General features: G+C 32.9%; 21 protein-coding genes. 9 read left to right on the forward strand and 12 right to left on the reverse strand.

Features of this window, described 5'->3' with window-relative positions; genetic code table 11:
- Window positions 1–54 precede the first annotated feature (54 nt).
- Window positions 55–723 carry a tRNA (adenosine(37)-N6)-threonylcarbamoyltransferase complex dimerization subunit type 1 TsaB gene (gene tsaB / locus V5J73_RS01965; protein ID WP_338647246.1) on the forward strand — a complete coding sequence of 223 codons (669 nt, stop codon included), beginning with the start codon at window positions 55–57 and terminating at the stop codon, window positions 721–723.
- 14 nt (window positions 724–737) lie between these two features.
- On the opposite strand, the gene V5J73_RS01970 is transcribed toward tsaB, so the two are convergent.
- The 4 genes from V5J73_RS01970 to V5J73_RS01985 form a co-directional block, all read right to left on the reverse strand.
- The gene (locus V5J73_RS01970) at window positions 738–1565 is read right to left on the reverse strand and encodes a mechanosensitive ion channel family protein (RefSeq protein ID WP_338647249.1); all 828 of its coding nucleotides are present in this window, start codon (window positions 1563–1565) and stop codon (window positions 738–740) included.
- Between the two features lie 83 nt (window positions 1566–1648).
- Entirely contained in the window at window positions 1649–2158 is a 510-nt protein-coding gene (locus V5J73_RS01975) for a YtxH domain-containing protein (protein WP_338647251.1), read from the reverse strand.
- Window positions 2159–2469: 311 nt separating this feature from the next.
- The gene (locus tag V5J73_RS01980) at window positions 2470–2670 is read right to left on the reverse strand and encodes a dodecin family protein (RefSeq protein WP_131915003.1); all 201 of its coding nucleotides are present in this window, start codon (window positions 2668–2670) and stop codon (window positions 2470–2472) included.
- 112 nt (window positions 2671–2782) lie between these two features.
- Window positions 2783–3682: a NifU family protein gene (locus V5J73_RS01985; protein WP_099714336.1), complete on the reverse strand. Its 900-nt coding sequence runs from the start codon at window positions 3680–3682 to the stop codon at window positions 2783–2785.
- A gap of 167 nt (window positions 3683–3849) precedes the next feature.
- Between V5J73_RS01985 and V5J73_RS01990 the strand changes: the two genes are divergently transcribed.
- Both V5J73_RS01990 and V5J73_RS01995 read left to right on the forward strand, forming a co-directional pair.
- Complete coding sequence (locus tag V5J73_RS01990) at window positions 3850–4848, forward strand: PorP/SprF family type IX secretion system membrane protein (RefSeq protein WP_338647252.1); 999 nt, start codon at window positions 3850–3852, stop codon at window positions 4846–4848.
- Between the two features lie 17 nt (window positions 4849–4865).
- Window positions 4866–5384 (forward strand): gamma carbonic anhydrase family protein, encoded by a 519-nt coding sequence (locus tag V5J73_RS01995; RefSeq protein WP_338647253.1) that lies wholly within the window; start codon window positions 4866–4868, stop codon window positions 5382–5384.
- Between the two features lie 5 nt (window positions 5385–5389).
- Here the strand turns inward: V5J73_RS01995 and murI are convergent, their stop codons facing one another.
- The 8 genes from murI to V5J73_RS02035 all read right to left on the reverse strand — a co-directional run bounded on the left by murI (window position 5390) and on the right by V5J73_RS02035 (window position 13736).
- A complete protein-coding gene (gene murI / locus V5J73_RS02000; RefSeq protein WP_338647254.1) occupies window positions 5390–6169 on the reverse strand; it encodes a glutamate racemase in 780 nt (259 codons plus the stop codon).
- A 108-nt stretch (window positions 6170–6277) separates the two neighbouring features.
- Window positions 6278–6778, reverse strand: coding sequence for an OmpH family outer membrane protein (locus V5J73_RS02005; RefSeq protein ID WP_282714453.1), 501 nt, complete (start codon window positions 6776–6778; stop codon window positions 6278–6280).
- Window positions 6779–6799: 21 nt separating this feature from the next.
- Window positions 6800–7819, reverse strand: a complete 1020-nt coding sequence (locus V5J73_RS02010; protein WP_338647255.1) for an OmpH family outer membrane protein — start codon at window positions 7817–7819, stop codon at window positions 6800–6802.
- A 37-nt stretch (window positions 7820–7856) separates the two neighbouring features.
- Window positions 7857–10586: an outer membrane protein assembly factor BamA gene (gene bamA, locus V5J73_RS02015; RefSeq protein ID WP_338647256.1), complete on the reverse strand. Its 2730-nt coding sequence runs from the start codon at window positions 10584–10586 to the stop codon at window positions 7857–7859.
- Window positions 10519–11259 carry an isoprenyl transferase gene (locus tag V5J73_RS02020; protein WP_338647257.1) on the reverse strand — a complete coding sequence of 247 codons (741 nt, stop codon included), beginning with the start codon at window positions 11257–11259 and terminating at the stop codon, window positions 10519–10521. The genes bamA and V5J73_RS02020 overlap by 68 nt, the downstream gene beginning before the upstream one ends.
- Before the next feature lie 4 nt (window positions 11260–11263).
- Window positions 11264–11947: a type IX secretion system protein PorG gene (gene porG / locus V5J73_RS02025; protein ID WP_338647258.1), complete on the reverse strand. Its 684-nt coding sequence runs from the start codon at window positions 11945–11947 to the stop codon at window positions 11264–11266.
- A gap of 168 nt (window positions 11948–12115) precedes the next feature.
- Window positions 12116–13000, reverse strand: coding sequence for an NAD kinase (locus tag V5J73_RS02030; protein ID WP_338647259.1), 885 nt, complete (start codon window positions 12998–13000; stop codon window positions 12116–12118).
- 76 nt (window positions 13001–13076) lie between these two features.
- Entirely contained in the window at window positions 13077–13736 is a 660-nt protein-coding gene (locus V5J73_RS02035; RefSeq protein WP_338647260.1) for a CBS domain-containing protein, read from the reverse strand.
- 114 nt (window positions 13737–13850) lie between these two features.
- On the opposite strand from V5J73_RS02035, the gene V5J73_RS02040 reads away from it, so the two are divergent.
- The 6 genes from V5J73_RS02040 to V5J73_RS02065 all read left to right on the forward strand — a co-directional run bounded on the left by V5J73_RS02040 (window position 13851) and on the right by V5J73_RS02065 (window position 17802).
- Window positions 13851–14564 carry a pyridoxine 5'-phosphate synthase gene (locus V5J73_RS02040; RefSeq protein ID WP_338647261.1) on the forward strand — a complete coding sequence of 238 codons (714 nt, stop codon included), beginning with the start codon at window positions 13851–13853 and terminating at the stop codon, window positions 14562–14564.
- 104 nt (window positions 14565–14668) lie between these two features.
- Window positions 14669–15436, forward strand: coding sequence for an alpha/beta fold hydrolase (locus V5J73_RS02045; RefSeq protein WP_338647263.1), 768 nt, complete (start codon window positions 14669–14671; stop codon window positions 15434–15436).
- 44 nt (window positions 15437–15480) lie between these two features.
- Window positions 15481–15825 (forward strand): phage holin family protein, encoded by a 345-nt coding sequence (locus V5J73_RS02050; protein WP_338647265.1) that lies wholly within the window; start codon window positions 15481–15483, stop codon window positions 15823–15825.
- Window positions 15826–15912: 87 nt separating this feature from the next.
- Window positions 15913–16284 carry a hypothetical protein gene (locus V5J73_RS02055; RefSeq protein WP_338647267.1) on the forward strand — a complete coding sequence of 124 codons (372 nt, stop codon included), beginning with the start codon at window positions 15913–15915 and terminating at the stop codon, window positions 16282–16284.
- A 153-nt stretch (window positions 16285–16437) separates the two neighbouring features.
- A complete protein-coding gene (locus V5J73_RS02060) occupies window positions 16438–17313 on the forward strand; it encodes a DUF3347 domain-containing protein (RefSeq protein WP_338647269.1) in 876 nt (291 codons plus the stop codon).
- An 18-nt stretch (window positions 17314–17331) separates the two neighbouring features.
- The gene (locus tag V5J73_RS02065) at window positions 17332–17802 is read left to right on the forward strand and encodes a TlpA family protein disulfide reductase (protein WP_338647271.1); all 471 of its coding nucleotides are present in this window, start codon (window positions 17332–17334) and stop codon (window positions 17800–17802) included.
- Window positions 17803–17804 lie beyond the last annotated feature (2 nt).

The raw sequence follows: 17804 nt of genomic DNA on the forward strand, positions 1-17804 counted from the left end.
TCATAAAATATAATTTTGTGGTTGTGATTTTTAATTTAAAATAAAACCTGAAAATTGAGCTATATACTAAACATAGAAACTGCAACCAAGAACTGTTCTATTGCTCTTGCAAAAGAAGGGAAAACAATTTGTTGTAAAGAAATTGCAGAAGAAGGATATTCTCATGCAGAACGACTTCATGTTTTTATAGAAGAAATTATAAAGGAAGCGGGAATAAAATGGAATGATTTATCTGCTATTGCGGTGAGTCAAGGTCCAGGTTCTTATACCGGGTTGCGAATAGGTGTTTCTGCTGCCAAAGGCTTGTGTTATGCACTGGATGTTCCATTAATAGCAGTAGATACTTTGCAAGCTTTGGCATCACAAGTTGTCCTTTCAGATGGGTTAATTATTCCCATGATTGATGCGCGAAGAATGGAAGTGTATAGTGCTATTTTTGCGCCAAATTACGAACGGAAAAGAGCAGTTCTAGCCGAAATAATAACAGAAAATTCATTTGAGGATTTAGAGGGAACACTTTATTTTATTGGCGATTGTTCCGAAAAATGCAAGTCGGTTTTGAATAAAGAAAATTATATATTCCTGGATGAAATTGTATACCCTTCTGCCAAAGAAATGAGTGCGATAAGTTTTGAAAAATTCAAAATAAACGACACCGTAGATGTCGCTTATTTTGAACCGTATTATTTGAAAGACTTTATGATTACAACTTCAAAGAAATAAGGTGCTATTTTAAATTAAGAATTTTCTTTGACTGCTTCTCTTACATAAGGCTGGACTACAATTCCAGCGCTGTCAAATGCTTCTTTGCAGCTCTGCAGTGTATCAGCATAAACACCCCAGAAATCTTCATTTGTTGCCCATGGTCTAACTGCTAATTGTATAGCGCTATCGGTTAAGTTTTTTACAGAAACTTCGGCAGCAGGAGTTTGAAGTACTTTTGGATTGTTTTTTAGAATTGCAGTAATTAGTTCCTTTACTTTTTTAATATCTGTATCATAGGATATAGCGATGGTCAAATCAGCCCTTCTGATTTTTTGCAACGAATAATTGATAATGTTTCCATTTGATAAGGCGCCATTAGGCACAAAAATAGTTTGATTATTAGATGTGATTAACTTCGTTACAAATATTTGTATTTCGCTAACAGTGCCTATTACTCCTTGCGCTTCAATAGTGTCATTTACTTTAAATGGCTTGAAGAGGATAATCAACATACCGCCTGCGAAATTTGATAAGGAACCTTGAAGGGATAACCCCACTGCAAGTCCCATCGCACCCAAAATGGCCACAAAAGATGACGTTTCTATTCCTAGTTTTGAAATGAAAGTAACAAATAAGAGTACTCTCAAAACCCAAAGTAAAATATCAGCAAGAAACTTTGTCAAAGTAGGGTCTAAATCTCTTTTTATCATTAATTTCCGGATGAATCTATTGATAAGCCGAATGGTGTAAAGGCCAACAAATAAAATGAGAAAGGCAGAAATAAATTTTGGTGAATAATCAATCAATACCGTTATAAATGTATTGGCATAATCTGTTAACTGATTTGGATTTAAATTCATTGTTTTTATGTAATAAAAAACCTTCCCAAAAGAGAAGGTTAAGTTTGAAGTACAAAAATACAAATAAATTATTTTTTTATAAATTAATCTGCGTCTTCTTCTATTTTATTTATAGTTTCTTTAGCTTTTTCAATGGTGTCTGCATCACCGTCATTTGCTAATTCACTTGTTTTTTCAGAAACAGTTTCAACAGCATCAGTAGCTATTGTTTTAGTTTCATTTGCTATTTCTTCCACTTTTTCTGTGGCTTCGGCAGTTTTTTCTTTTACGGATTCTACTGCTTTCTCAGAATGTTCTATAACAGTTTCTTTTGTATGACCAGCAAAATCTTCTACTTTATCTATAATTGGAGCTGCAGTTTCTTTTACTTTTTCAAATGTTTCTTCTACAAAAGTTTCTGCTTTTTCAAGATAAGGAGTAGCGGTTTCTTTTGCTTTTTCAAATGTTTTTTCTGCAAATGTTTCTGCTTTTTCAAGATAAGGAGCAGCATTCTCTTTTGCGTGTTCAAAAGTAGTTTCAGCTTTGTCAGCTAATTCGCTGGCAGTTTCTTTGGCTGAGCCAAATAAATTTTTAAAAAATGAAGATAGTCCCATGGTATTTTTATTTGATTAGTCTTACAATATTAAACAATTTTTTCTTGGATTGCTTTATTAAATGATTAATAATTTACTGAAAATCAGCATTTAGTATCAAGTGCTTCTAGTTTTGATAAACATAAAAGATTGTTTTCTTATTTTTGAAGCATCAAGATAAAAGTAATACTGGAGGTTTTTGGTTCTGTTCAAAATCATCCTTTGGGAATACATTGATCACTAATGCCAGAACGTCTTGTTACAAAAAGTTTTAGTTCTAAAATAAAAAAAGCGTTTCAATAGAAACGCTTAAATTAATGGGTCAAATTAATCTATTCGAGTTCGAAAGTTAATTTTAGGTTTACTCTGTATTCTGTGACTTCACCTCCACTTACAGCTGCACTGTGGTCTTTGACATATACAGAGCGTATGTGATTTATGGTTTTAGCTGCCTTTGCTACTCCTTTTCGAGTGGCATCTTCCCAACTTATATCTGAACTGGAAAGCACTTCAATTACTTTTAATACTGACATAATTTCTAGTTGTTAAATTAAAGATTAAATATACCTATTTTATTTAAAATTTCAATTTAAAACAGTCATTATTTTTTTTGTAAATAAAAGATAATCAGTTAATTATATTTAATTATGCGTTTACGGCTTCCACTTTAATCCCTTCGTCATTCAGCATGCTTTTTAACATGTTTTCGATACCGCTTTTTAAAGTGAAAGTCGATGATGGGCAACCGCTACATGCTCCTTGAAGGATTACTTTTACGGTCTTGTCAGTTTCGTTATAGGAATCAAATGCAATATTTCCACCGTCAGCTTGTACTGCAGGTTTTACATATTCCTCTAAGATGTTGATGATTTGTTGTGAAGTCACATCCAGATTATCAAACTCTTTTGCTTTGGTATCTTCTTCTGCTGTAACTGCCTGAATGAAATTTTCATCTAGAACTGTTCCGCCATTCTCAATATATTGCTTGATGAAACTTCTTAATTCTAATGTTATTTCTTGCCATTCATTTATTTCATATTTAGTTACCGAGATGTAGTTTTCATCAATGAAAATTTCTTTCACATAAGGAAACTTGAAAAGTTCTTTTGCTAATGGTGATGCACCTGTTTGATCAATGTTTTTGAATTCGATAGCATTTTTAGTCAACATTTTACTCACTACAAATTTCAATGCAGCTGGATTTGGAGTGGTTTCTCCATAAACGGTAACAGGCTGTTTTTTAGTTTTATTTTCATCAATAGTGATGATTGTTCCGCCATTATTTACAAATGTTTCCATTTGTTCTGCTACGGCATCTTTGACATCGTCCCATTCAACAATACTATATTTTTCGATTGCAATAAAATTTCCAGAGATATAGATTGTTTTTACAAATGGAAGGTAAAATAATTGTTGCGCTAGTGGAGACGTTTTGGCCTCGTCAATGTTTTTGAATTCAAAACTTTCATTTTGGGTTATAAAATCTTGAAATTCAAACTTTAATATAGTTGGGTTTTGTGTTTCTTTTATGCTAACTTTGTTCATGACTTTTAAATTTTTACAAATTTACTAAAGTTATTTTCTACGAATAACTATATTTGAGTTTTTAATGAATAAATTAACTTTAGTTTAATTTTTAAATAAGCTTTTGCCTTGTTTCCCTATAACTTTTATTGATTTAGAATTATTCATTCTTATTAAAAAGTAATTAAATGTATAATAAAATTAAATTTTTATCTGCTCTTTTTTTTATATCCTTTTATTCCTTTTCGCAGGAAGGAATCCCTGTTTACTCTGATTATCTTTCTGATAATTATTACTTAATTCATCCTTCAATGGCAGGTGCATCAAATTGTGCCAAAATTAGATTGACAGGTCGCAAACAATGGTTTGATCAAGAGGATGCTCCAGAGCTTCAAACATTAAGTTTTAATGGAAGAGTAGGGGAAAAAGCAGGTGCAGGAATCATCCTTTTTAATGATAAAAACGGATATCATTCCCAAAAAGGAGTCAAATTTAGTTATGCTTATCATTTAATGTTTTCAAGAAATGAAATTGATTTAAATCAATTGTCTTTTGGAATCAGCGCTGGATTAATTCAAAGCCAATTAGACGAAACAGAATTCCTGCAGTCTGGTGATTTTGATCCAATTATTGATGGGACAGTAGTCCAGAAAGATTCTTATTTTAATGTTGATATCGGAGCATCCTATAACTTCTTGGATTTTTATGCTCATGCTACAGTAAAAAATGCCATAGAGACTAGACGAGATATTTACACCGAATATGAAAGTGATAATTTAAGGAAATATTTATTGAGTGCCGGTTATATCTTTGGAGACAGAGACAAAATATTATGGGAGCCTTCTATTTTATTTCAAATGGTGGATCAGACCAAAGAAAAATCTATTGATATTAATCTAAAAGCCTACAAGACGTTAGATTTTGGAAAGCTTTGGGGTGGATTATCTTATAGAAGAAGTTTTGATGGTGCAGAGTACCTGGATGGAAATTCTGTTTCTAAACAAAAACTGCAATACATAACTCCGATAGTAGGCTTTAACTTTGATAAATTTATGTTTGCCTATACGTATTCTCAGTTATCAGGAGCTGTAAAATTTGATAATGGTGGCTATCACCAAATTACTTTAGGTATCGATTTGTTTTGTAAACCTGTAAAATACGATTGCAACTGCCCCGCAATTAATTAATTTTTTATTCTTTTTCCATGCTAATTAAATCTGTTAATGGTAAGTCCCCTTCAATTCCTGAGGATTGTTATGTAGCTGAAAATGCAACTATTGTAGGCGATGTTTCTTTTGGAGAAAATTGTAGCGTTTGGTTTAACGCCGTAATCCGAGGTGATGTAAATTTTATTACAATTGGTAATAAAGTCAACATACAAGATGGGGCAATAATTCATTGTACGTATAAAAAGCACCCAACAATTATAGGTAATAATGTTTCTATTGGACATAACGCTATTGTTCATGGTTGTGTCGTACATGATAATGTATTAATAGGAATGGGGGCAATTGTAATGGATAATTGTGTTATCGAAAGCAATTCTATTGTGGCTGCCGGTGCTGTCATTACGCAAAATACAGTTGTAGCATCTGGTACAATCTGGGCGGGAGTTCCTGCTAAAAAAGTGAAAGATATTGATCAATCTGATTTTGCGGGTGAAATAGAACGCATTTCGAATAATTATGTGATGTATTTGAGTTGGTTTAAAGAGGAAGATTAGTTTTTTTAAAATTCTATTTCTTTAACGATATATTTATTTTCTAAAATTTCAGTCAAAACTTTGGGGTTTGTATTCGTGTAAAAAACAGGTTTGCTTTTTTCTTCCGATGAAAAACCTACTTTGTCTCGTAATATATTTTGTGTTTGTTTCGCAACAGCTTCACCAGAATCTATAATTTGAATGTGTTCTGGAAGAATTTTTTTTATTTGAGGAATCAAATAGGGATAATGACTGCAACCTAGTACTAAATAGTCAATATTGGCTTCAATCATTGGAGTCAGGTAGGAGTGAAGGAGTTTCGTCATTTCTGGGGAATTGATGTCGCCGTTTTCAATCAGTTGGACTAATCCGTGACCTACTTGCTCAATTATTTTGGTGTCCTGGTACTTTTCTGTAGTCTTGTTGAAAAGTTCACTGTTTAATGTGCCTTGTGTCGCCAGGATTCCTATTGTTTGTGTTTTAGAATGTGTAGCAGCAGGTTTAATAGCAGGTTCAATACCTATAAACGGAATGTCATATTTTGCTCTTAATTCTTGAATTGCATTGGTGGTTGCTGTATTGCATGCTACTACAATTAATTTACAATTCATTTCAAGAAGAAAATCAGTATTTTTCATGCTCAATGCAACAATCTCCTTTTTTGATTTTTGACCATAAGGGGCATTTTTACTATCTGCCAGATATATGGTTTTCTCATTGGGTAGCAATTGATGGATTGCTTTCCAAATGGAAGTTCCGCCAATGCCTGAGTCAAAAATTCCTATAGGTTGATTATTGCTGTTCATAAAAACAAAGTTACATGCTGGAATTTGAATTTCCTACAGTTTATTTTAAACAAAAAACTGCTCAAGCCTAAGATAAGGATGAGCAGTTTTTGCGATTGTTTATTTTTTTTAGAAACCTAAATCTTTTTTTACATCCATAGTCAAGTTTGGACCATCAGCAAGTAAAAGGCTAGAACCATCAAGAACATATTGGAATCCTTTAGCTTTACCTACTTTTTGAATAGAAGCTCTTACTTTTTCCATTAATGGTTTTACGATATCAGATTCTTTTTGTTGTAATTCTTTTTGAGCATTGTCTCTAAAGTCAACAATTCTTTTTTGCATGTCTTGAACTTCTTTTGAACGCTCACCATTTACGGCTTCAGTAACTGTAGCAGCTTCAGCTTCGTATTTTTTTAATTTTCCTTGGTATTCTTCAACCATTTTTTTATAGTCAGCATCATACGTAGTACTCAATTTATCCAATTGTTTTTGAGCATCTAACATTGCTGGCATTTTTGTCATAATCTCACTTACATCAACATGAGCAGTTTTTGCTTGTGCATTAATGGTTTGGTTTGCTCCTAAAATAAAAATTGCAGCAATAAATAGAGTTTTAATTTGTTTCATCGTTTTTAAAATATTTAATAATTAATTTTTGTTTGTATTTTCTTTTAATTTTTCTTCTTTAGCTTTTCTAATAGCTTCTCTTTCTTCTAGTATTTTTTTTCTTTTCTCGTCTAATGCTTTCTTGCGATCCTCTAAAACTTTCTTGCGATCTTCTAAGGTTTTAGCTCTTGCATCAGCTTGTTTTTGTTTGGCATCTTCAACGGCTAGTTTAGCAATCTCTTTAGCGGGATCATTGCTTGCTGCTGTATCCGTCCCATCTTTTTTAACATTTGCAGAAACCGTGCCATTTTTTTTAGCTTCTCTGTCGGCTATAACTTGTTTCCTTTTATCATCAAACTCCTTTTTCTTTTGCTCCTGAAGCAATTTTCTATCTTCAAGGATTTTATCTCTTGTTGCCTTTTTATCATCTAAGAGTTTTTGTCTCTCTGCTAACTCTGGATTTTCATCCAATGCATCTTCTTTAGTCTCCCGATCCTCTGCTTCTTTTTGTTGTTTTTTAGTCAACTGTTCTCTTTTTTCGGTCCTGTTCAGTGTGCGTAAAATTTGATCACTTATATCAAATCTTTTTGCCGCAAATAACATGGTCAAGTCAGAAGTTTTGTCAAAGATAAAATCATATTTTAATTTTTCTGCAATATCTTGAACTGCAGTAAATACTTGATCTTGTATTGGTTTTACTAAAATCGATTTTTGTATCATCAAATCTCCGTTGGCACCAAATCTTTTTTGTTGATAGTCCAGATTTTCAGTTTCAAGAAAATTAATTTCTGTTTCTCTTTCGTCAATTAGCTCTTTTGTCAATAAAGCTCTTTCTGCTTTTAAGGCTTCCTTTAATTTATTGATTTCAATTTTCTTAGTGTCAATCTCTAGTTTCCATTTTTCAGCCTTTTGTTCTAATTGAGCTTTTGCTTCAGTGTAATCAGGGACATTTTGCAAAATGTATTCCATATCAATGAATCCAAGCTTTGTTCCTCTGGTTTGCGCGTCAATTGTTTGTACAAGGACTAACGCTAAAAATAGATATAAAAATTGTTTTCTCATAACGGTACTGTATTAGAAAATTTAAAATCAATTTTTTTTAGAATTGTTGTCCAATGATAAAATGGGTTTCCCATCCATTAGCTTTTGCTTGTCCTGGCAAGTTGTCAAAACCATGACCAAAATCAATTCCTAATAAACCAAATGCAGGCATAAATACACGTAATCCAATTCCAGCAGAACGATTTAGTGCAAAAGGATTATAGCTTTTAAAATCCTTAAACGATGATCCTGCTTCCATAAAAGCCAATGCATAAATTGATGCCGATGATTTTAACGTTATTGGATAACGCAATTCCATGGAGAATTTATTGAACACTGTTGCTCCAATTTGATCTCCTACCTCATTTACCGGAGTTAACGAGTTGTTAGGGTATCCTCTTAATTGAATGGTTTCTCTACCATCCATAGAAAAATTAGCTAATCCATCACCACCAAGATAGAAACGTTCAAATGGAACTACGCCTCGGTCTTGATTGTATGCCCCAAGGAAACCAAACTCAGTTAACGTTCTTAGTACTAATTTACCATAAATTTTTGTATACCAGTCTGCTTTAAACTTTATTTTATAATATTCCAATAATTTAAAACGCTCTTGATCTACTTTGCTGACGTCTGCTGCTGCTAAACTAAAGTCATTTACTTTGTTGCCATTAGCGTCAATATAATCACCTATTTGAACGATATTGCCGTTTGCATCAGGTACATTTTGTCTGTCAACTGTGTTTTTTAATTTATATTCTTCTTGATCTCCTAATGTTGCATAATTAACTCCATTTAGTAACGAATATGGAGGTGTTAATTTAGCTGAAATACTAAACTCTGATCCGTACATTGGGAAGATTGGATTGACACCTTTATTACTTCTAGTTAATCCTACCGTGTAAGCAAAGTTTCTAGACGTTCCATCTCCAAAAGTAAATAGACCAGTATTGTAGTTATTTAAATCATAATGTTGGTAACTTAACGATTGTGACAATACAAAGAAATCATCTGGAACGGTTAATCTTTTTGCTAATCCAACAGAAAGTGTCAGGATATTAAAACTTTTGGTTTTATCAGCTCTTTGTGTAACAAAATTATTCAAAAATTGTTTACTGTATGATATTGAACTGCTAAATTGTACCGGTTTTTTTCCACCAAACCAAGGTTCCGAAAATGAAACACTATAAGTTTGAAAGAAGGTACTAGCTTGTAAACGTAACGATACTTTTTGGCCATCTCCCATTGGTAATGGTTTGTAAGCATCTTTGTTGAACATATTTCGTGCAGAAAAGTTGTTGAAAGATAGTCCAAGAGTACCAATGAATCCACCGCCACCATAACCTCCTTGAAGTTCTATTTGACTAGAACCTTTTTCTACAAGATTGTATTCAATATCAACGGTTCCAGCTCCTGAATCTACATTCTTGAACTTTGGATCAATCGCTTCAGGATCAAAAAATCCTAGTTGCCCTATTTCGCGAATGGTTCTTACCAACTCTTCTTTACTGTATTTTTCTCCAGGTTTTGTTCTTAATTCACGATAAATTACACGGTCATTGGTTTTGTCATTACCTACAACTGTAATTTTGTTAAAATACGCAATAGGACCTTCAGTGATTCTAATTTCAAAATCAATAGTGTCATTTGCTGTTTTTACTTCTACAGCATTTACATTAGAGAATAAATAACCATTGTTTTTATATAAATTATCAATGTCTTCTCCATCAGGTTTTGAGGCGTCAGCAATTCTTTTTTGCAATAGGACACCATTGTAGGTCTCTCCTTTTTTTATCCCTAATACTCTACTTAACCCTTGGTCAGTATATACAGTATTTCCTAAAAATTTAATGTTTCCAAAGTAATACTTGTTTCCTTCTTCTACATTAATTTTTATGGATAAAGCATTTTTTTCTTTGTCAAAAGTAACGGAATCCGAAAGTATTCTAGCATCTCTATATCCTTTCTCTTTATAAGATGAAATTACTTTTTCTAAATCGGTTTTATACTTGTCTTTTATAAATTTTGAGGCTTTTAGAATTCTGATAGGATTCTTTTGTTTGGTATCTTTCATTGCTTTTCGCAAAGCTTTGTCCGATATTTTCGTGTTTCCTACAAAATCAATTTTTTGAATTTTCACCTTTTCACCTTTGTCAATACTGACAAGCATATTCACTGAATTCACTGTTGATGTATCCTTAACAGTGTTTATGTTTACTTTGGTGTTGTAAAAACCGTCTTTTTTATATTTGTTTTCGATGTAATTTCTTGTAGTAGTAATTAAGTTTTCATTAACTACTTTGCCTTTGTTTAAACTATTGTCTTTTATTAAAGCTTCAGTTTTTGTCTTCTTAACACCTACAAATTTTACTTGATTCAATTTTGGTAACTCTACAATATTCAAATCAAGATAAATACTATCATTTTGCACTTTATTTATATAAAATGAAATTTCATCAAAGAGTCCTAGTTTACCAAGTTTTTTGATAGCAGCACTTATTTCTTCACCAGGAACGGTTATTTCTTGTCCTTTTTGTAAACCTGAGAAAGTAACTACGGTTTGTGAGTTGAAACTGATGTCTCCAACAACAGCTACATCGGCTAGGATGTATTTTTTTCCTTGATCAAAAGGAACTCTCTCTTGAGCTTTAATTTGAGTAAAACTTCCAAAAATTAATACGGTAAGGACTATTTTTATGTTTTTATGTAACACTAAAAAATTATTTAATTTGTTCACTTGTTTTTCCAAATCTACGTTCTCTTTTTTGATAACTAATGATAGCCTCATATAAATCTTCTTCTTTAAAGTCTGGCCACAATATGTCAGTAAAATATAATTCTGAATAGGCAATCTGCCACAACAAAAAGTTACTTATCCTATGTTCTCCGCTTGTTCGTATTAATAAATCTACGTCTGGTAAATTTTGCGTGTAAAGATGCTCATTAATAATGGAATCGTCAATAGTGTCTATTGAAATTATATTATTTTTAACTTTACTACATATATTTCTTACTGCATTGACAAGTTCTTCTCTTGATCCGTAGCTTAACGCCAAGGTTAGAGTCATTTGAGTATTGTCCTTTGTTTTATCAATAACATCAAGCAGTTCTCTTTGTGCTGACTTTGGTAATTTTTCTAAATTACCGATAGCATTCAGTTTGATGTTGTTTTTTTGGAGTGTTACAAGTTCTTTTTTCAAGGAGTTGATAAGCACTTTCATTAAAGTTTCAACTTCTAGTTTTGGTCTGTTCCAGTTTTCAGTAGAAAAAGCATATAAAGTAAGGAATTCAATACCGAGTTTTGCACTGGCTTCGATTATTACTTTAACTGATTTTGTTCCGCTTTCATGGCCTAAAGCTCTTAAAAGGCCTTGCTGTTTTGCCCAACGACCATTACCATCCATGATGATGGCTAGATGTTTTGGCAAGTTATTCTTGTTGATAGTTTCTAGTAAATTCATTTTTTTATTCTACACAATAACAGGGTTTGTTTCCAAAGGTATAAGTTAATGTAACTCCCGAAAAAACATACCAATCATTATTATTTATATTTCCAAATCGGAGCGATTCCAAATTTTTATTTTTTGGATTACTCCCGTCTATGTTATCCGTTAAAGTATATCTTGCGCCCACTTCTGCTGCCAATATTATAGTAGGGCTAATGTTTGATTTTACTCCAATTGTCATTGGTATTGCAAAGGAACCTGTGTTTTTATCTTTTCTAGTTTCTCCATCCAATACATATAATTCGTCATGTCTAAAATAACTTATACCAGAATGTACATACGGAGTGATTTTAGTACTAGCTTCATGAAGATTAAAATCAAAAAAGTTGAATTCAAGACCTAAAGATACTTCTTTTATACCGTTTTCAAAACGATAGCCTCTTTGGTTTCTACCAGCTTCTTTTGAATCTAAATCATTTGAAACAATTTTTGATTGTGTATAAGAAAATCGATACGCATGTCTGGCGCTTTTGTTCCACTTATACAGCAATCCAATAGCTGGCTCGTTTGGCGAAACATAAGTAGTAGGACCAACATCTCCTATATAGTTGCTCCCACCAATAAATACACCAACTTCATGTATCTGAGCATGTGTTGCCATCACTGGGAAAAAGCATAAAAATAAATAGAAAAATTTGTTCATTTAATCAAAAATTGCGTGCAAATATAATAATTATCAATTCGATTCAATACCCATTCAGTTAAATGTGCGTTTTTTTAATAATTTACTATTAAACTCGCACTAAATGTCTATTTGTTTTACTAAAACGAGAAAAATTGATAAAATCGTATAGCGTTTGATTAAAATGATTTAATTCCTTTTGTCCTCTCCCCAAAGTAGTTTGTTGCGAAGTGTTTTTAAAAATGTTTCTCCTGGGATTTCGACCATATTAATTTGAAAAGGAGTTTTCTTTAATGTCAGAATTGATTCGTTTTTTATCGAGGTTACTCTGGAATCTAAGGAAACTAAGTAGTATTCCTCCCTTCCTGAGACTTTTAGTCTAATTTCAGTTTCATCTGGAACTACCAGGGGCCTTGCGGTAAGATTGTGCGGAGCAATGGGAGTAATAACCAAACTTTTTACATCAGGAGTCAAAATTGGACCGCCACAACTTAGGGAGTATCCTGTGGATCCTGTAGGTGTTGAAATAATTAAACCATCTGCCCAATACGAATTCAAGTATTCATCGTTTAAGTGCGTTTCAATCGTAATCATGGAGGTGGTGTCTTTTCGGCTAACCGTAATTTCATTCATTGCAAAATTTATTGCGTCAACGGATTCATTTGGTGGTGAACAGGTCAAACTCAGTAGAGCACGTTTAGAAATCGTATATTTTTTATCAATAATAAATTGCATGAAAGAGGCAATATTCTCCTTTTGTACAGATGCTAAGAAGCCCAATCGACCTGCATTTATACCTAAGATGGGGATGCCGGAATCTCTTACTAGTGTAGCTGCTCTTAATATTGTTCCGTCTCCGCCGATGCTTATCAACATGTCAAAACTATCGTCAAGTTCGGTGTGAGATGTAAAAGTTTTGTATTTTTTTTCTACAATCTTCCTTTCGTTAAGCATCAATAAAAAATGAGACTCAATAATCATCTCTACATTATTTTTGTTAAAAAAAACAAAGATGTCGTTTATGATGGGTTCTGTACTGTTTTGATAATATTGACCGTAGATAGCTACTTTCATATTTTGTTTACTCGTTTAATGTTGATGGCTTATTTTGTCATTTAATCGATTAAACAAATAATCGGTAAAGTGACAACTATATATTAAGGTATTTGTCTAAATAATCAGAACGCTCCTTTAAATTATTGATGTAATTGTCTTCTTGATGTTCTGATATGATTTCATAATTGTATCTTCTAAAAGTTTGTATGATTTCATTCATAGTTCCTAATGTTATTTTCAATGTAACTTCTACGCTATCCACATCAGCTTCAGAGATGAACAGTCCTAAAAGTTTTCCGTTATTGCTTTCTATAATTTGAGTAATTTGACTCATAGAATAATCCAAAACTCCTTTTTTAACAACAATGATTCCGCCAGGTTCTTTTAAAAAAGGGGTTTCATGAAAAAATTTCATAATGTCCTCTATTTCATAATAGCCAACATAAGTATTATTTTCGTCCAAAACGGGAACTAAATTGGTGTGGTTTTTTGCAAAAACTTCTAAAACATCCAGCCACATCGTATTGGTTCTGGTGAAAAATCCTTCAAGAGTAAAACGATAATCCGCTACTTTTTTATCACTGTCAAAAGTCTCGATGTCTTCGGATGCTATACTGCCAATATAAACGCCCTCTTCAACAATTGGAAAATGTGAAAAGTGTAATTCACTAAAAAAGTCCTGAACAGCAGCAATAGAATCTAGGCTGTCAATTGCTTTAAAGTCATTGGTAATATATTCTGTAATTTCTGTCATAAATCAATCGGCGATATTTCATGCAAAATAATCAAAAATAAGCAAAATCTCCTAAGTTTTACTTTGTATTTTTGCTCCAAGTAAATACTAGTATCAAAATCAAAAAGTGTTCTAATGACAAAGTTAAGTGTAAACATCAATAAAATAGCTACTTTGCGAAATGCTCGCGGAGGAAATGTTCCTGATTTATTAAAAGTAGCCGCCGATATTCAAAAGTTTGGTGCCGAAGGAATAACGATACATCCTCGTCCAGATGAGCGCCACATTCGCTATCAAGATGCCAGAGATTTAAAGTCTGTCGTTTACACCGAATATAATATTGAAGGAAATCCAGAGCAAACATTCATTGATCTCGTCCTGGAAATAAAACCGACTCAAGTAACTCTAGTTCCAGATGCAATTGATGCGATAACGTCTAATGCGGGTTGGGATACCATAAAACACACTTCTTATTTAACTGAAATCGTTCAGGAGTTTCAACGTAACGGAATCAGAACTTCCATTTTTGTAGATCCTGTTCTCGAAATGATCGAAGGGGCTAAAAAAATTGGAACCGAAAGAATCGAATTGTACACCGAAGCATTTGCACATCAATACAATTTAGGGAATCAAGACGGAATTTTACCTTACACAGAATCAGCCATTTTGGCGAATGAACTTGGATTAGGAATCAATGCAGGTCATGATTTGAGTTTGGACAACATTCAGTTTTTCAAACAAAACATTCCCGGATTGCTTGAGGTTTCCATCGGTCACGCATTAATTTCTGAAGCCATTTATCTGGGATTAGATAATGTGGTGAACATGTATCTTCAAAAATTAAAATAGTTTTTCAAACATTAAGAAATTAAAATGGATAAAGTGTAAAACTTAACAACCTTGGTTTCTTAATGGTTTGTAATTTAAATTATAACGTTAAAATCTAAAATTATATGCTTTTTTCAAAAATAGAAGGTTCAGGCAAGCCACTTTTAATTCTTCACGGATTTCTGGGAATGTCTGATAATTGGAAAACACTCGGAACGCAATTTGCGACTGATTTTCAAGTTCATATTCTCGATTTACGCAACCACGGTCGAAGCTTGCATTCAGAAGAGTTCAGTTATGAAATCATGGCGCAGGATGTTTACGAGTATTGCCAAGCTCATAATTTAGCAAACATCAACATCATAGGACATTCTATGGGCGGAAAAGTAGCCATGCTTTTAGCAACGACACATCCGGAATTAGTAGATAAATTGATTGTGGCTGATATTGGTCCAAAATTTTATCCGCAACACCATCAGGATATTTTGGCGGGATTGAATGCCGTTGATTTTTCAAAAAAACCAAGCCGAGGCGATGTCGAAGAAATTATGGAACAGTTTGTTCCTGATTTTGGAACTAGACAATTCTTAATGAAAAATTTATATTGGCAAGAACCGGGGCAATTGGCGTTCCGATTCAATTTGGCAGTTTTCAATAATAAAATAGAGGAAATAGGTGTGCCATTACCCGAAAATTCCGTTTTTGAGAAACCAACATTATTTATTCGTGGTGGAAATTCCAGATATATTTTGGACAGTGATTTTGAAAACATAAAAAAACATTTTCCAGATTCAAGCATCGAAACGATTCCTAATGTAGGGCATTGGCTTCATGCCGAAAACCCAGCTGAGTTTTATCAAAAAGTGACTTCTTTTTTGAAAGAAACGAGATAATTTAAATTTTCACTACATTTATTAAAAATTTAAAACAAAATTCTATGAATTTACTGATCAAAATTCTTATCACTTCGGGATTAGTGTTGCTAATTGCAAACTTTATGCCCGGAGTTCATGTTAATGGATTTACTACAGCATTAATTGTAGCCATTGTTCTAGGGTTACTTAATATATTTATCAAACCAATATTGGTAGTACTCACTTTGCCAGTTACCATTATTACTTTAGGATTGTTTTTACTAGTCATCAATGCATTAATGATTTTGTTGTGTACAAAAATTGTGGGCGGATTTAGTGTAGATACCTTTTGGACCGCCTTATTCTTTAGTATCATTTTGTCATTATTACAGTCCATAATGAATGGAATATTAGGAGAAGGAAAATAAGGAGTTCTTTTTAACACGTATTTGTGAATGAATTAATTTACAGTATTTGTTAATTTTATACCTTTGTGCTTGTATATAAGATAAACAATGTCTAAAAAGTTTTACATAGTGTTATTGCTTATGCTTGGTTTCTTTATGATACCAAGCGTGGCTTTTGCATGTGGAATAAAAACAGAGAAGGCATGTTGCAAAAAAGAATCTTCTTCAGAAAAAAATAAAAAAGACTGTTGTAAGAAAGAAAAAAAATCTAATGAAAGTTCTCATGACGGCTGCAAAGGGGCTTGTAAAAATGTTACATGCAGCAGTTCAGCATTTCAATTGGGTTTAACTTCGGTTTTTTATACCGAATTAAACAACCAAGTTTTTAGTTTTTCTACTGAAAAACAAAATTACTATTACTCGGAAATATTCATTTCTTCCCATTTTCGCTCTATTTGGCTTCCTCCTAAAATAAGCTAAATTACTTTTATGACAGCCAAAAGACTGTCTTTTTCAAAGCATTATATGCTTTACAATCATTATTTTTTTAGTCCATTACAATTTGAAACATAGTTAATACACTATAGTTTTTAATCTTTTTTGTGGCTAATTCACATCAAAATTATACATACAATGAATTCAATACGAAAAATATTGATGGCAATAATTCTATTGCTTTCAGTTACAAGTGCAAGCGCGCAAATTAAAAACAGCAAAACAGAAACCGTTAAAATATACGGAAACTGTGACATGTGTAAGAGCAAGATAGAAACCGCCGGAAACCTTAAAAAAGTGTCTAAGATAGAGTGGAATAAAGATTCCAAAATGGCAACACTTACGTATGATTCGACTAAAACGAGTCAGGACGAAATCTTGAAACGCATTGCTTTAGCCGGTTATGATAGTGATAAATTTCTTGCTCCAGATGCTACTTATGACGCTTTACACGGATGTTGTCAATATGAAAGAGAGGCAAAAGTAGCCGTTTCTACCGAAATGAAAATGGAAAGCACCACTACAGAAAATCATTCAAACCACGCCACTCATTCTGATGCGACAGTTGTAAAACAGCAAGTGGATACTAAACTAAAAGTTGTTTTTGATACCTATTTTCTTCTGAAAGATGCTTTGGTGAAAACAGATGGAAAAGCGGCTGCTACTGTGGCGAAAGAAGTTCTAATAGCATTAAATGCAGTAAAAATGGACGAGCTTGCTATGGATGTGCACATGGTTTGGATGAAAGAAATGAAATCTTTAATGGCTGGTGCTAAAGAAATTGCTGAAACACAAGACATCAAACGCCAAAGAGAAATTTTCATCCCTTTTTCAAAATCAATCTATGAATTGATAAAAGTGGCCAAATACGAAACTCCGGTTTATCTTCAGTTTTGCCCTATGGCAAATGACGGAAAAGGAGCTAACTGGTTGAGCAAAGAGAGTGCGGTTAAGAATCCATATTACGGTTCTCAAATGATGACGTGCGGAAAAACGGTTGAAACGATTCAATAATTACACTAAGACCTTAGTATGAAAAAAATAATCTTGTTGTGTAGTTTGATATTCACCATTTCAGTGGCCAGCGCTCAAATGAAAATTGGCGATAGTTTGCCTGATTTTCAATTGACAAACAGCAAGGCGGTATCAATAAATTTGGCTTCGCTAAAAGGGAAAACAGTCTTAATAGACTTTTGGGCATCTTGGTGCGCACCTTGCAGAATTGCTAATAAAAAGTTAGTTCCGTTTTACAATCAAAATAAAAAGGAAAACTTCGAAATTGTTGGAATTTCTTTGGATACAGATAAAACAAAATGGATGAATGCCATTCAAAAAGATAAATTAGCGTACGAGCAGCTGATTGATTCGAAAGGATTTGATGCAAAATCAGCACTACTTTTTGGAGTAGAGCAGTTACCAAGCGCTTATCTTTTTGATGCATCAGGAAAACTGGTTATTATCAATCCTACAGAAGAGCAAATTTTAATGCAGATAAAAAAATAAAA

It is taken from the genome of Flavobacterium sp. KS-LB2, assembly GCF_036895565.1.
Lineage (GTDB): Bacteria > Bacteroidota > Bacteroidia > Flavobacteriales > Flavobacteriaceae > Flavobacterium.

What these genes read in the sequence shown, in the direction of transcription:
- V5J73_RS01970 (WP_338647249.1), bottom strand. Translation starts at nt 1,565, where the DNA reads ATGAATTTAAATCCAAATCAGTTAACAGATTATGCCAATACATTTATA.
- V5J73_RS01975 (WP_338647251.1), bottom strand. Translation starts at nt 2,158, where the DNA reads ATGGGACTATCTTCATTTTTTAAAAATTTATTTGGCTCAGCCAAAGAA.
- V5J73_RS01980 (WP_131915003.1), bottom strand. Translation starts at nt 2,670, where the DNA reads ATGTCAGTATTAAAAGTAATTGAAGTGCTTTCCAGTTCAGATATAAGT.
- V5J73_RS01985 (WP_099714336.1), bottom strand. Translation starts at nt 3,682, where the DNA reads ATGAACAAAGTTAGCATAAAAGAAACACAAAACCCAACTATATTAAAG.
- V5J73_RS01990 (WP_338647252.1), top strand. Translation starts at nt 3,850, where the DNA reads ATGTATAATAAAATTAAATTTTTATCTGCTCTTTTTTTTATATCCTTT.
- V5J73_RS01995 (WP_338647253.1), top strand. Translation starts at nt 4,866, where the DNA reads ATGCTAATTAAATCTGTTAATGGTAAGTCCCCTTCAATTCCTGAGGAT.
- murI (WP_338647254.1), bottom strand. Translation starts at nt 6,169, where the DNA reads ATGAACAGCAATAATCAACCTATAGGAATTTTTGACTCAGGCATTGGC.
- V5J73_RS02005 (WP_282714453.1), bottom strand. Translation starts at nt 6,778, where the DNA reads ATGAAACAAATTAAAACTCTATTTATTGCTGCAATTTTTATTTTAGGA.
- V5J73_RS02010 (WP_338647255.1), bottom strand. Translation starts at nt 7,819, where the DNA reads ATGAGAAAACAATTTTTATATCTATTTTTAGCGTTAGTCCTTGTACAA.
- bamA (WP_338647256.1), bottom strand. Translation starts at nt 10,586, where the DNA reads ATGAGGCTATCATTAGTTATCAAAAAAGAGAACGTAGATTTGGAAAAA.
- V5J73_RS02020 (WP_338647257.1), bottom strand. Translation starts at nt 11,259, where the DNA reads ATGAATTTACTAGAAACTATCAACAAGAATAACTTGCCAAAACATCTA.
- porG (WP_338647258.1), bottom strand. Translation starts at nt 11,947, where the DNA reads ATGAACAAATTTTTCTATTTATTTTTATGCTTTTTCCCAGTGATGGCA.
- V5J73_RS02030 (WP_338647259.1), bottom strand. Translation starts at nt 13,000, where the DNA reads ATGAAAGTAGCTATCTACGGTCAATATTATCAAAACAGTACAGAACCC.
- V5J73_RS02035 (WP_338647260.1), bottom strand. Translation starts at nt 13,736, where the DNA reads ATGACAGAAATTACAGAATATATTACCAATGACTTTAAAGCAATTGAC.
- V5J73_RS02040 (WP_338647261.1), top strand. Translation starts at nt 13,851, where the DNA reads ATGACAAAGTTAAGTGTAAACATCAATAAAATAGCTACTTTGCGAAAT.
- V5J73_RS02045 (WP_338647263.1), top strand. Translation starts at nt 14,669, where the DNA reads ATGCTTTTTTCAAAAATAGAAGGTTCAGGCAAGCCACTTTTAATTCTT.
- V5J73_RS02050 (WP_338647265.1), top strand. Translation starts at nt 15,481, where the DNA reads ATGAATTTACTGATCAAAATTCTTATCACTTCGGGATTAGTGTTGCTA.
- V5J73_RS02055 (WP_338647267.1), top strand. Translation starts at nt 15,913, where the DNA reads ATGTCTAAAAAGTTTTACATAGTGTTATTGCTTATGCTTGGTTTCTTT.
- V5J73_RS02060 (WP_338647269.1), top strand. Translation starts at nt 16,438, where the DNA reads ATGAATTCAATACGAAAAATATTGATGGCAATAATTCTATTGCTTTCA.
- V5J73_RS02065 (WP_338647271.1), top strand. Translation starts at nt 17,332, where the DNA reads ATGAAAAAAATAATCTTGTTGTGTAGTTTGATATTCACCATTTCAGTG.